The following is a 14,134-nucleotide window of genomic DNA, read 5'->3' on the forward strand; positions in this document are numbered from 1 at the left end:
AGAGAAACCGGACGCAGCCGAAGGTTTTACGAATCAAAGTTTCTTGCGCTGCTGTCGGATAGATGCGGAACCGGTAAGCCTTATTCATGCGATCACCCCCGTAAGCAGATTATACCACAAATAGGGGGAATGAATGTTCGCATATTTACTTGCAAACAACAAATCCTAGTACACCGATTCATCCCCCACCTACACGCTCACTACGTGAGTAAGGTAGTTTAGAGGCCGGGGACTTCTCGGCATTGCGTTAAACCTCGTCCCATAGCCTTCGAACGTTGTCCAAGCCAATGGCGGTTCCTTGCCGGCTCTCCTCCATCCCCTCGAACTCCAACGTCAAATAACCGTCGTAACCCGAACGTTTGATCAGCTTCAGCAAGCTTCTTACCGGCAAGTCTCCCTGACCGAATATCGCGCCTCTCAGGAAATTGCCGTTCGCGGTGCGGAACCATTTGCCTTCCCCGGGGTCCTGATCGGCCAGCCGATAGTAGAAATCCTTCACATGAACGATCGAAGCCAAGGGCAAATTTTTGGCGACGCCAATGAGCGGCTGCTCGTCGACGCACAGGAAGTTGCCGATGTCCAGCACCGTCCGGAAATTCGGGCGATTCGCCTCGGCGATCACCCGCTGGACGCGATCGCTGTGCTGCACGCCCCAGCCGTGGTTCTCGATATTCGTCGCGATGCCGCGTTCGACGGCATAATCGGCGATGAGCCGGCTGCCCTCGACGATGCGAGGCAGGTTTCTCTCGAAATGCGCGATGCCGGCTTCCTCTTGCGGAATCGTGAACAACACGACATCATGCCGCATAGAGCGGATGCCCATCGTCGCAAGCAAGTCGACATGGCTCTTCAAGCGCTCTACCTCGGCATGAAAATCTTCGTCCGCATCGTGCGCGAAGTTGGCGGGCAGCGCATAGTTGGACAGCTCAAGGCCGAGCTGTTCGGCCTTGCGGCGAACGCGCTCCGCAAGCTCCCGGTCGTCGACCAGCGAATATCCGTAGGGCACAAGCTCCACATGCTCGCAGCGATGCTCCTTGGCCCATTCCAGTACGTCGAGGACGGTCATCTCCCCTCCGCGCAGCTTGTCGACCAGGCAGTACGTGCTTATTCCAAGCTTCATCTCCCCGTGCTCCCTTCCGTTTGTGCGGATCGGATTCGGAGCGATCAGCCTTTGACCGCCCCGCCGACCAGTCCTTTAATAATAAACCTTTGCACGAACATATACAGCAAAGTAATCGGCATGGCGACCAGCGCCGAAGCGGCGAACAGCTGCGGCCAGTTGGCCGAATACTGCGTCTTGAAGAACATAAGCCCGATCGGCAGCGTCCGGCTGTCCGGTGACGACAAGTACACGAGCGGACCGAAGAAATCGTTCCACGAGTTGATCGCGATGACGATAATGCAAGTCGACGTTACGGGCAGCGTCAGCGGCACGACGACCTGCCAGAAGATCCGTATCGGCGAGCAGCCGTCGATCATCGCCGCCTCCTCGATCTCCAGCGGCACCGTCTTGAAAAACTGGAAATACAGGAAGATCGGCAGCGCCATCCCCCCGGCCACTTGAATGATCGAGAGACCCAGATGCGTGTTGAGCAGCGACAGCTCCCGAAGCAGCAGGAAGGATTGGATCGTTCCGGCGAACCCGGGCAGAATCATGCCGAGAAGAAAGTAAGAGAAATACCAGTCCGCCTTCCAGGCTCTGCCGTGCCGCAGCGCATACCCGGCGAGAATGGAGCATACGAGCGTCGCCGACAAGGAGACGGCCAGCACGGTTACGCTGTTCGTGAAATACAGCACCAGACGTCCGACCTCGATCGCCTTCGGATAGTTGCTCCAATAGTACGTTTCCGGCAAAGCGAGCGGATTAAGCGTGCCCGACGAATTTTGCAGCGATACCGTCGCCAGCACGAACAACGGAACGAGAATGACGGCCAGGCAGACCGCGACGATGCCGTACGAAGAAATTTTGGCCGCCCTCATTGCTTGACCTCCCATCTGCCCAGCACCCGGATGATCGAGACCGTCACCAGCATGATGAGAATGGACAGCAGAATGGCCATCGCCGTTCCGTAGCCCGGCTGGGACGTCTTGAACGCGAATTGGTAGATCAGCGTCCCGAACACCTGCGTCGAGTTGGCCGGACCGCCCTGCGTCATGACCCAGATATGCTCGAACTGCTTCATGTTCCCGATGACCGACAGCACCGTATTGACCGTAATGGCCGGCACGAGCAGCGGCAGCGTGATCTTGAAAAATTTCTGTCGGGCGTTGGCCCCGTCGATGCTGGCCGACTCGTAAATATCGGACGAGATTCCTTGCAGGCCGGCCATATAGATCATCATCGAGTACCCGGTGTACTGCCAGATAATGACGAAGGAGATGGCGTAGATCGCCGTATCCGGCCGACCCAGCCAGTCGATGTTCGCCAGCGTATCCAGGCCGAGAGACTCGAAAAATTTGGGCAGGAAGCCCACGAACGGAGAGTACATGTAGCTCCAGATATAGCCGATGACGACCGTGTTCAGAATGGCCGGGTAGAAAATGACCGCGCGCATCCAGACGACGCCCCGCAGCTTCTGGTCGAGCAGGACGGCTAGAAAGATGGAGATCGCGTGCTGGACGGCGATGACGACGACGGCCAGAATGAACATGTTGCGCAGCGCGGTGGCGAACAGCGGATCGGAGAATACGTTCTTGAAATTGTCCAGGCCGATCCAGTTCGCGCTGAACGAAATGCCCTTCCAATCGGTGAAGCCGTAATATAAACCGCTGATGATCGGACCCGCATAGAACAGCGAATAAAGCAGCAATGCGGGAGCCAGGAACAGAAGAAAGGTTTTCAAATTGAGAATTCTCATAGGTCCCTCCCGTATATGCGATGCAAGCCCGCGAAGAAGCAAAGACCCGGGCCTCTTCCCCGGGTCGGAGCTATCCGTTCGCGCCTGCGCGGCGGATTACTTGTAGTCCTTCTCCTGCGCCTTCTGCATTTCTTCCATCAGCTTGGCCAGGTCCGGCTTCTGCTTCAGCAGAATCTGCTGCAGCATCGGGAAATACGCCGGTTCCATCGAAGGCGTCAAGCTCGGGAAGATCGTCGAGACGTTCGACTCGATGCTCTTCGTCAATTCTTCCGCAATGGAGTGGTAGGTCGGCGAAGTGCCCCCGACGACGGTAACCGCCGATTTCGTATCCTCGGACCACAGCTTGGCGGTGTCCGGCTGGGCGATGAAGTCCATGAACAGCTTCACTTCTTCGGGATGCTTGCTCCAGGAGATGCCGGTGAAAATATTGTCCGAGATCAGGTTGACGACGAGCGGCTCCCCGGCCTTGTTAAGCGGGATCGGGAACGCGCCCACCTCGAACTCCTTAAAGTCCGCGGGGAATTCGTCCAGCGCCCAGCTTCCCATCGGATACATCGCGGCCTTCCCTTCCTTGAACACCTGCACGACTTGAGCGTTGCCCAATCCGACCGAATTTTCGAGGAAATAGCCTTTATCCACCAGCTCGCTCAGAGGTCCGAAGAAGTCCGCGAACTCCGGATCGGTCCACTTCTTCTCTCCGGAAGCCAGCTTCTCGAACACGAGAGGGTCCTTGTCCTGATAAGCGCCGAAGTTGCCGCTGGACATGAACTGGGTCGCCCAAGCGTCCTTGCCTCCCGTCACGAACGGCGCGAGTCCGCTTGCCTTGATTTTCTCGCTGACGTCGAGCAGCTCTTCCCACGTCGTCGGCACGTTCAGTCCGAGGTCATTGAACACGCCGCGATTATAGAAAATGACAACGGCATAGTAGTTGTACGGCACGCCGTAGGTTTTGCCTTCCACGGTGCCCAGTTGAACGGCGGATTCCAGGTAGTTGCCCTTCCAGGCTTCTCCGGACATGTCCATCAGCACGTTCTGGTCGACGTACTCCCGCATTTGGTTCGGGAACATCCAGACGATGTCCATGTCGGCTTTGGAGATGACCCGGGTCCGGATGACCTCGCGGTACTGGTCGGCGATCTGATCCGGCTCGACGGTAATGTATGGATAGGTTTCTTCGAATTTCTCGATCACTTTCTGGCTGATCGGATTCCAGCTGGAGATTTTCAAGGTGACCGGTTCTTTGTCCGCCGGCGCCTTCGACGGGCTGGATCCGGTGGGGCTCGCTGCTGGAGACTCCGTATTTTTGTTCCCGCCGCCGCATGCGGAGACGACGAGAGAAACGGCCAGCACGAGAAGCAGTAATGCGGATAATCGAGAATGCTTCATTTCAAAACCTCCCTTTGATCTATGAAACGCTTACAACGTTCATTATAGGAGCCGACCGCTCTCCCCCGCCATGAACGGTTTATGAGATATTGGCGCTTTGTTTTGCCCATTTTCGGGCTCGTCCATAAAAAAATGTACGATTCTTGTGAAATCGTACACCTTTTTGATCGACCGGATCAGTTGCCGTTGCGATAATCGATCGGAGATTGCCCGACGGATTCCTTGAACAGCTTGCTGAAATAGTGCGAATGGGCGTAGCCGACCTTCTCCGCGACCTCGTAAATTCTCAGATTCGTCTGGCGAAGCAGCTCCTTGGCCCGCTCCATCTTTTTGCGAATGACGTAATCGCTGAAATTGACCCCGGTTTCCTTGTGAAAAATCCGGCTGAGGTGGGCGGGACTGACATGGGCGAATTCGGCGCAGGAAGACAGGGACACGTCCTCGCAGAAGTGCAGGTCCACGTAGTCCATCGCCATGCGGACCGCTTGACCGACCTGTCCTTCCGACTCCCCGAATTCCCGCTGCAGCTCCTCATACGCTTTTCTTAGCCCGGGAATATCGTTCGCCAGCGAGCCGCCGGAGAAAACCAGCGCAACGTTGAGCAGATTACCCAGATTTTTTTTCAGCTCCGCCAAGTATTCGTTCCATGTCCGATCGCCGACGCGCGCCTGCGCCGGCGCCAGCCACAGCAGCTCGTCCCGCTCGCCGACCGCGACCGCGCCTCCCCAATCGTGCGACACGTACTTCTCGATGAAGTAACGGGCGGCAACGAAACGCGAGCCTCCCTGCTCCGGCTCCTCTTCCCTCCCGCCGGAAGACAGGCGGATGCCGACCGGCCGGACGCCTTCCGTCAAGTCGGGCAGACCGAACGCGGCGTACTGCTGCTCCAATCTGCCGTCGTCTCCTGTGCCGGTGAACAGAGCTTGCAGAAACTCGTTTTTCTCTTTCTCCGTCGTAGCGGAGAGAGCCGTGGAAGACCCTTGCGTCCGTTCCAGATTGCCCAGCGCCTTCTTCAGCATGTCGACGATCTCTTCCTTGTCCATCGTGGGCTTGTGCAAGTAATCCGTGACGCCCAGCCGCAGCGCCTCCTGGACGTAGGGGAAATCGTCGTAGCTGCTGATCACGACGACCTGAATCTCGCCGCCGCGTTCCTTGATTTTCTTCGTCAGCTGAATACCGTCCATCACCGGCATGCGAATGTCGGTCATGACGATATGAATGTCCTCTTCCTCGATGATTCTCCAAGCTTCCTCGCCGTTGGACGCCTCCGCCTTCCAGACGACGCCGTAGCTCTCCCAGTCGACCAAATAGCGCAGTCCGATCCGGACGATCGGCTCGTCCTCAACGACTAGCATGTTCCACATCGCCGTTCTCCCCCCTCGGTTGGTACGGGAGAAGCAGAATCGCCTTCGTCCCTTCTCCGGGCGCGCTTTCGATCGTCAGACCGTAAGCTGCCCCGTATCTGAGCCTGATCCGTTCCCGAACGTTGCGAACCCCGATGCTCTCTTCTCCGTCGGCGGCCGGGTCGTTCAATTCCTTCACCTTGGCCTCGCCGATGCCTTGGCCGTCGTCCTCGACGACGATGCGCAGCGCGCGGCTCTCTTCCGCGATCTCCGCCGACACCTCGATGCGAAGCTGCCGTTCCATGCTGCGCGGCCCGTGGAAAATCGCGTTTTCCAGCAGCGGCTGGAGCAGCATGACCGGCACTTGAGCTTTCAGCGCCGCTTCGGACACGTTCCATTTTACGACGAACCGATTCGTATAGCGCAGTTCCATCAGCAGCGTATATTCCTTGAGCAGCTCCAGCTCGTCCCCCAGGCTGACGAGATCCTTGACCATCTTCATATTGGAATGCAGCAGCTTGCTGAGCGATTGCAGCAGTCTGGCGATATGGTCCGATTGTTGAATCAGCGCCAGCATGCGGATCGAGTTAATCGTATTGTACAGAAAATGGGGATTGATGCGGGCGCGAAGCGCGTACAGCTCCGCGTTTCTCTTCTGTTTCTCGGACTCTTCGATCGAATTGACCAGCTCGTCCAGATGCGTCACCATCCGGTTGTACCGGAATTGCAGCTGACCGATCTCGTCCTTCCTCTCGTAGGGGAGGGCTACGGTCGATTCGAAATTGCCCATTTCCACCTTGCTCATCGAGCGCATCAGGCTGCGGATCGGCTTGGACAAGCCTTTGGCCAGCAGCCAGGAAACCCCCGCCGCTCCGATAAAAATAAACAAGACGACGAGCAATGTCCATTTTTTAATCGCCGCGCTTTCCTGCAGCAGCTCCTCGCGGTCGACCAGCAAATAGGTCGTCCAGCCGGTGTAATCGTTGAATTTCTCCACGCCGTTCCAGGAACGGGGATTGCCGCCCACCGTCGACTGCAGGCGGAAGGCGTTCGCGGATTCCGAACCTCCCGCGGCGACGCTGCGCACGCTTGCGTATTTGGACACTCCGCCGGTCTTCTCGCCTCCGCCGGCCTGCGACGAGCGAAACTCCAACAGCTTCTCGGTAATTTCCGGTTCCGAGGAGTAGACATAGCCGTCGGGGGCGGCCACGGTGACGTGAACGTTCTTGAAGCTGAGAGAGCGAACCGTCTTCTGGATGAACGCCGGCTTAATATCGACGGCAACGACCGCGGCGGGCTGGAAATCCCGGTCGATCAGCTGCCGCGCGATCGTAATCGTCTTGAACGGCGCTCCGTTGAATTGGGCTTCGTCGCGAAGGCCGGAGATGACCAATCCTCCTTCCCTGTCGATCGCCTGCTTGTACCACGTCTCTTCGTACGGCTTGTAATCCGGGTTGATGGATTTGTCCCCGCTCGTCCGGTAACCGTAGATGCTGCCGTTCGTGCCGTAGAACAGCATCCCTTCGATCATGGAGTTTACGGAGGGGTAGGTGGTGATGAGCTGAATGAGACGCTGCTGGTTGGTTAACTCCCGATAGCCCCACTGGTCTCTTGGCGAGAACGGCGAGGCGATGATCTCGAAAATCTCTTCCGTGGAATAGGGGAGCATGCTGTAGCGTTCGAAATCCTGTACCTGCTTCTCCAACGTATTGTTGAATTGGCCGATAATGACCTGCAGATCCTCGTTAACCCTTTTCTCCAGAGAATCCGCCGACTGCCGATACGCAATCAACCCCACGCTGGCCGTGGGGATAACGCATAGCATATAAATCGCGCACAACAACTTGGTTTGATAGCTTAGGCCGTTCCACCATCTCAGAAGCATCGCTGTCCCTCTCCATCCTGTCTCCTATTCCTAGTTTAGCGGTCTTGGGACGGATGCGACAGATAGGCGGCTAACTTTTTTCTTCCCCGAACGCGATGCTCTCGATCTCGGCCATCAAGCTTTTGCGTTCCTTATGCCGGGAAGCCCACAGGCCATGGGCGGGGTGCACAGGCTATGGGGCTGCTGAGGCGTACGGAACCGTTCAATACAGAGGGCGGAGTTGCCCCGACGCCCGCTATCGTTTGCTCAGCCAGAAGGAGCCGCCTTGGCAAGGGACGCCTTGCGGCCCGATCGCTCCAAGAACCGTCTGCGCGAGACCGGCCAACGCCGGGTCCTGCGAGACGCAATAGCTCGGAAACGCCACCTCGTAAGCGGGATCTCCCGGCTTCTGCGCCAGAAGATAGGCCGCCAGCATGTACTGCTCGTTGTAATAACGGCGGGACCAGCTCTCCGGATAATCGTCCGGCAGGAAAATGTCGTGAAAATGAATGAGCACGCCGGAACTCAGCCGCGGCATAATCTCCAGAAAGACGATATTGGCATCCGAGTTCTGGAACACGTAGTGGCTGCTGTCCACGAACAGAACGTCCCCCGCCTCCAGCTCCTCGAACAGCGATAGATCGGTATCCTCCAGCGGCTTACGCACGATCCGGTCGCAAATCTCGTCGATCTCCGCTCGGGGAAACGGATCGATCGACACGATTTCCGTAGCCAGCCCGTGATCCGAGGCGGCTCTTCTGGCGAACATCGTGGAATTGCCGGAGCCGATTTCGTAGTAACGCTTGGGACGGCGGTTCGCCACGATTCCGTACAGTGCGAGCGCGTCCAGGCCGCTGAACCAGTCGTTATTCCAGGAAGGCCGCGAAGGATCCGCGGCGTCATGCTCGTAAGGAATGGCGGCCAGCTGCCCGGCATAACGCGCAAAAGCCAGCAGCTCGGTCTCGTAACGCGACCGATTGCCGGCAATAATGGCATGAAGCGGACCGTGCGTCGGCTGATCTCCGCCGAACCGGGACTTCGGGGTAATCGGATAGTTGACGTAGATCGGATAGAGCGCGCTCATCCTATCGACTCCTCTCATCCTATAACCGTATTCTCTTTGGCGCGCTAGTGTGTCCGCTCTTCCGCTTAGAGATTCAAATGCCGTTTTTCGATGCGCAGGCGCTCTCTTGCCCAGTCGCTTAGATGCACCAATACCTCGTTTCTCAGATGCTCCAGTGCTGCCAATCCTGTTGCCGTTTCTCGAGACTCGGATCGCTCTGTCAGATGCTCCAATGCTGCCAATCCTGCTGCCGTTTCTCATGGCTTGCCAGCCAGTCCTGCGTGGACTGGTACAACTCGTTCTTATGCGCGCCTTGCGAGTACGTATGGTCGGCTTGGAAAAGGATGTTCTTGTCGCAGCGCCCTTCGCCGCGCAGCCAGAACGTCTTCTCCAGCAGAAAGCTGTAGTCGGCCGGAATGACGTCATCCGACGTTCCATGTGCGATGAAGACGTCCCCTTGAAACTTCGACGCTTCCTGGAACGGCTGATGCTGCTGCAGCGATTCGAAAAATTCGGGCTTCAACTTGTAACCGAGGTAGTCCGCCTGGCCTTTCTTGATTGTCTCGTCGTATACGGAGCGTCCCACGATTTTCACGATGTCGTTGAACGGGTAAGCGACCGGCGACCATAGCGCAAGCGACTTCACCCGGCGGTCCTTCGTTCCCGTCAGCAGGGCGACGGCTCCTCCGAGGCTGTGCCCCAGCAGCGTCACTCTGAGCGGGTCCACGCAGTCGAGGCTTAGGCCGTAGTCCAGTACGGTGCGCGTCTGCGCGATCATGGAGTCGAGGCCGTGCTCGCCGTACACGCCTTCGCTCTCGCCGCAGCCGGCGAAGTCGAAGCGGATAACGAGAAACCCTCTCTTCGCGAGCAGTCGGCTGGCCAGCAGGAACAGCCGGTCCACTCCAATCCGGTTGCCGATGAAGCCGTGGCAAATGACGACGAGCGGCATTTTCTTCTCCGGGCAGGCTCCGTCTTTAACCGGGTAATGTATCGTAGCAGATAAGGCGAGATTATCGTGGTAAATCGTAATCGGTTTTTCCATTAGGCCAACCCCATTTCTTTGTATTCCGATTATTTTAGTATGAATTAAAGATAGCACCTCCCCTTTTTTCTGTCAACCGTCAAACTTTCCTTGCTTGCTCCCTCACCTCGCCCACCGTAACTACACGCTCCCGTCCCTCCGCCGGCTCTTCCCGCCACCGTCGAGGCACTTTTTTGGCCTCCACTCCCGCGTCCCGCCGCCGTCGAGGCACTTTTTTGGCCTTCGCGCCCCCGTCCCGCCGCCGTCGAGGCACTTTTTTGGCCTCCATTCCGCGTCCCGCCGCCGTCGAGGCACTTTTTTGGCCTCCGCGCACCCGTCCCGCCGCCGTCGAGGCACTTTTTTGGCCTTCACGCACCCGCCCCGCCGCCGTCGAGGCACTTTTTTGGCCTTGGCCACGCGGCTTGAGTTGCTCCCCTTGCCCCAAATTGAGAAGCAAAAACAGAGGATGTCCCGTAAAGTCATCTTCTACGACGACCTTACGGGACATCCCCAAGCAGCGTGAAAGGAAGACGCAAACGTTCATCCTTCCATGCAACGAACGCTAGTTACGCCTGAGCCGGCGCTGGGTATTCGCGACAGATCCCAAGGAACCGTCTGCGGAGTCGTTGGAGGAACCGGTGGAGGAGCCGCAGTAGGAGGCACCGCAGCCTGAGCCGATTTTCGCGCCAGCCGACGTTCAGGGCCACTGGGCCGAAGCGCCTATTAGGATAGAGATCAGATCTCCCAAGCTCGCCTTGCCCGACTCGCCGGCCGGAATCCTGACGTCCACTGTAGGCTTTACCGACGGAGGCGTCCCCGCCGTTGCTGCTTCAGGGCGAGCCTCCGTTCTTGGATGAGCTAACGGAAAAATTTAACTTTCGCCGTTTTACGAATCGTGATGCCGTCCGAGGGCACGGTTGCGGTATAAATTACCGTCTCCGCTTTCGTGTTGGTTACCGTGAATATCGCCTCTCCGTCCTCATTCGTCATCCCTTGCATGTAGGAAGCGATCTGCGAGCTGCCTCCGGCCTGATCAAGCTCCACAAATCGATTCGGCAGCGGCTTGCCGCCGGCATCCTTCAAAGCGACGACGATCGTGGACGAGCTTTTCCCGTCCGCCGACGTCCTATGCGGGGAGGCCTTCATCCTCGATAAATGCGGATCTGCCGGTCCTTCGGCCTGCTCCACCGCGATCGTATACGTCTGTTCGGAGCCGTTCTGCGCTTTCACGACAATCTCAATCCGGTCGTCGTTTCCGCTCAGCGCAACAGCCTGCGATTGCCGCCCGCTCTGCGCCGGAGTTCCGTTCACCGCGATATCGACGTAAGGAGCCGCGGCAACCGGCGTGACGGCCAGTGAGGTCGTGCCTGCGGGAACGATCGCCGCGTACGACGAATTCGTCTCCGAAAAATCGGGCACAAGCCGGCCCGCGCTTAGCGTCAGCCCGCTTAAAGCGGCATGGCTGGACGGATTGACGACGAGATAAGGATGGTTGACCGCATGCTGCAAGCTGTTAATGTTGACCAGCGTCTCGGCAAGGGCTTCATCCCAAATTTTAATCGTTCCCTTCCGATTGGCGAGACTTCTGGCGAACGAGGTGACGTCGACGCTGTACCAGCCGGCTTCTCTGACCGTCAAGTACTCGATTCGATTGTCGCCCCTCGGCCTGGTGTTCCAATTGACTTCGGTCTCCTTCCAGCTTGCATCCGGAAATCCTTCCACTTTCAGCCTGACGTTCTTGCTCAAGCTCTCGTCGACATGAAAATAAAACTTCGCTTCGTCGATCGGTTCCGCAAAGCTGCCGAAATCGACGATCGCATACGCCATACGGACGCCTCCGCCCTTGGCGTTCGGAATGCCGACGACCTGCAAATACTCCTCCATTCCGTAATTCTTCGTCGGATCGTTCTGGAACACGTAGGCGTCGGCGATAACGGGGAACACATTCGTTGCCGGCGCCAAGCGGACAACCTCAATCGTATAAGTCGTGACCGTCACGCCGTCGGGCTCCGTCACTTGAACCGCAAGCCGATTCGCACCTTGATCCAACGGAACCGTAAGCGACTCCCGGCCGTTCAGCGCGGTTCCGTTCACCCGGACTTCGGCCTGCGCGTCGGCAGGAACGGGCGTCACGTCGATGTCGGAAATTTCATAACCGACCCGAACCGTATAGAAGGTCAATTCAGGGGAAAAAGCGGCATTCCACTCGCCGTCGCCTAGCTCCAGCCCCCGCAGCCCGGCACCCGGTCTCGCCTCCAATTGCCTGCCTGACGGATCCCACGGATATTGCGTCGCGGTTCCCGGCTTGTCGTGCGCTTGCGCCCAGTAATAGCCGTCGGCTTCGATTCTCCTCGGGAAGAAACCGACCTGTCGGCCTGCCGGCAACTCTTCCGACCCGGCGGAGAACAGGCCGCCGCTGTCGGTTGCCCCTGACACATATTTGCCCCCCGCATAGGCGAACCGTCCCTCCACCTTGGCGGATTGGATTGCCTGCTTCGTCGCAAGGTCGACCACTTGCAGCGTTACGACGCTCCTCGATCCATCGTATACAAGCTTCATCCCGTCTACGATCAACGGCTTCAGCGACGTGCTCCCGGTTAACGCGGAGGCTTCCCCGGAAGCCGGTCCGATATTGCCGTTGACGTCCACTGCAGCGACTTTATAGTAGTACCTTATGCCTGGCAGCAGCCCCTTATCTATAAACGACGGCCCCCTCGAAACGCCGATCAGATTCGCGGAGCTGGGCGCAAAGCCGCTTTCGGAGCTGCGGTAAATATGGTATTGGTTAATTTCCGAATCGCTCGACAACGCGCTTCCGAAGCGCAGAGAGATTCTATGATAATCCAATGCGGTAGCGACCGGCCCTGAACTGACCGCCGTGGGCGGAGTTTCGTTGGACGGAGGCTGCCAATAGTATCCTCCCGGTCCCCAATAAGAAGGCAATTCGCGAATCGTGTCGTAATGATGTAGGGCGATGCCGCCGTAAGCGGGGCTGCTCCTGAAATGATCGGCTACTTTACGCAGCTCGGCTTCCATATAGCTGCGTCCTTGCTGGCGGAAAGTAATGTAATAAGGGTCTCCGCTGTCGGCGATATCCTTCGTTTCCACGCCGATGACGACCGAATTCGGCCTGCCGATCCGCTCGGCATAATCGATCTCGCCCTGAGCGAAAGGAATAATGCCTCCCGTTCCTTGCAACGCTTTATCCCAATAATCCATGATCGAGATATAGTCGGTAAGATCCTGGACATGCTCGGACAGCCACTTCGTCTGCCCGTTGAACGTAACGCTCTTGGCCGAATCCGAAGTATCGTACCATCTCGGAACGGCCGGTCCGATCGGCAGACCTTGCCCCGAAGCGTCCCTTCTTTGCACCATTTTCTCCAACACTTCGAGGTATTGAACCTGCAGCGAATCCGGAGCGGAAGGATCGAGCTTGAAATCCGGAGAGATGTACGGCTCGATATCGACATTGACCCCGTCGAATCGCTCGTTGACGCCGGAGGCGATATTGTAATTCAGTAAGTCCTCGAAAATGCTCACCGCGAGGCCGTGATATTGCCGGTAGGCGCCGAGATAAGGCGGAGTCGTGCCGCCCGCGATGCAGGCGTGAACCTTGTAGCCCTTATCGTGCGCCCAAGCGATAAAATCGCGAATCTTGTCCGGGTCTTCCTCCAGCAAATACCTGCCCATGTATTTATCGACGCCCACGTATAACGTCGTGATCGGATTCGGCGAGTCGAACGCAGCCGTATCCCGGGCCATCGCGTCCAGCACGTTCCGCGAGCCCGGATTCAGGAACAGGTTATAGGAGGCCGCTTCCCAAATCCACATGGCCCGGTCCTGCTTCTCGACCGTAATCGGCTCGTTCGTGCCCTGGCCGACCTTGACGTAAGCGGTCGCGCTTCGGCCGATATTCCCTTGGCTGTCGGCCGCTCTCGCTTCGATGCTGGACGTCAGGTCGCCGATCCCCGCCGTATCCCATTCGTATTCGTAAATTCCATAACCATAGACGGAATCGGTTACCGAATATTGCGCAGTTGACCAAGGACCGCCATTCACCCTGACCGTCACGGAGTCGACCGGATTTTGCGCGTTGACGGCAATCCGAACCGTGACGAGTTCATCCCGGCCGACGGCGGAAGCGTCCGCCGGATCGACGATCGCGACTTCGGGCTTGCTGCGTTCAGGATTGATCACCGTCGCCGCGACCGGAGCCGACCAGACGTAATATCTCGTATCGGCCGCCTGGCCTCTTGCCCTCATTTCCAGCTTTCCGTCGTATTTCGCCGTATTCAAATCGTAATGCCACGTGCCGGAGGATGAATTCGGACTGCTCATCTCCCCGTCGAATTGCTCCGTTCCGTTAATCATCAGCTTGACTTCCGTTACGTCCGAGTAGGTGCCTGAAATTCGGACTATCCCCGGCTGCAGCGTCGCGCCGTTGGCCGGCGAGTCGAGGGTGACCCCGGCTCCGGCAGCGGCTGCGCCGCGACCTGGATATTCGAATAGCATGCCGAACTGCATCAAGATCAGGACCCCGATTAACGCTGAAATTCGAAGGTTGCGATTTCGCATTTTGCCCATCGTTCATCCTCC

Annotated in this window: 10 protein-coding genes; all 10 read right to left on the reverse strand. The window is 57.8% G+C overall.

Annotation, left to right across the window (positions count from 1 at the left end; genetic code table 11):
• Positions 1 to 88 (reverse strand): helix-turn-helix domain-containing protein (locus ACESLM_RS23910; RefSeq protein WP_372635314.1); only part of this gene is annotated, 88 nt, incomplete at its 3' end.
• A 159-nt stretch (positions 89 to 247) separates the two neighbouring features.
• The gene (locus ACESLM_RS23915) at positions 248 to 1,120 is read right to left on the reverse strand and encodes a sugar phosphate isomerase/epimerase family protein (RefSeq protein ID WP_372635257.1); all 873 of its coding nucleotides are present in this window, start codon (positions 1,118 to 1,120) and stop codon (positions 248 to 250) included.
• Positions 1,121 to 1,164: 44 nt separating this feature from the next.
• Positions 1,165 to 1,980 (reverse strand): carbohydrate ABC transporter permease, encoded by an 816-nt coding sequence (locus tag ACESLM_RS23920; RefSeq protein WP_372635260.1) that lies wholly within the window; start codon positions 1,978 to 1,980, stop codon positions 1,165 to 1,167.
• Positions 1,977 to 2,858, reverse strand: a complete 882-nt coding sequence (locus tag ACESLM_RS23925) for a carbohydrate ABC transporter permease (RefSeq protein ID WP_094046942.1) — start codon at positions 2,856 to 2,858, stop codon at positions 1,977 to 1,979. The genes ACESLM_RS23920 and ACESLM_RS23925 overlap by 4 nt, the downstream gene beginning before the upstream one ends.
• Positions 2,859 to 2,954: 96 nt before the next feature.
• A complete protein-coding gene (locus ACESLM_RS23930) occupies positions 2,955 to 4,244 on the reverse strand; it encodes an ABC transporter substrate-binding protein (protein ID WP_372635263.1) in 1,290 nt (429 codons plus the stop codon).
• 176 nt (positions 4,245 to 4,420) lie between these two features.
• Positions 4,421 to 5,608, reverse strand: coding sequence for a response regulator (locus tag ACESLM_RS23935; protein ID WP_372635266.1), 1,188 nt, complete (start codon positions 5,606 to 5,608; stop codon positions 4,421 to 4,423).
• Positions 5,586 to 7,472 (reverse strand): cache domain-containing sensor histidine kinase, encoded by a 1,887-nt coding sequence (locus ACESLM_RS23940; protein WP_372635269.1) that lies wholly within the window; start codon positions 7,470 to 7,472, stop codon positions 5,586 to 5,588. The genes ACESLM_RS23935 and ACESLM_RS23940 overlap by 23 nt, the downstream gene beginning before the upstream one ends.
• 235 nt (positions 7,473 to 7,707) lie before the next feature.
• A complete protein-coding gene (locus ACESLM_RS23945) occupies positions 7,708 to 8,535 on the reverse strand; it encodes a class I SAM-dependent methyltransferase (protein WP_372635271.1) in 828 nt (275 codons plus the stop codon).
• A gap of 199 nt (positions 8,536 to 8,734) precedes the next feature.
• A complete protein-coding gene (locus ACESLM_RS23950; RefSeq protein ID WP_372635274.1) occupies positions 8,735 to 9,556 on the reverse strand; it encodes an alpha/beta hydrolase family protein in 822 nt (273 codons plus the stop codon).
• Between the two features lie 837 nt (positions 9,557 to 10,393).
• The gene (locus ACESLM_RS23955; protein WP_372635277.1) at positions 10,394 to 14,122 is read right to left on the reverse strand and encodes a cadherin-like beta sandwich domain-containing protein; all 3,729 of its coding nucleotides are present in this window, start codon (positions 14,120 to 14,122) and stop codon (positions 10,394 to 10,396) included.
• Positions 14,123 to 14,134 lie beyond the last annotated feature (12 nt).

This window comes from Cohnella sp. (assembly GCF_041641335.1).
Lineage (GTDB): Bacteria > Bacillota > Bacilli > Paenibacillales > Paenibacillaceae > Cohnella.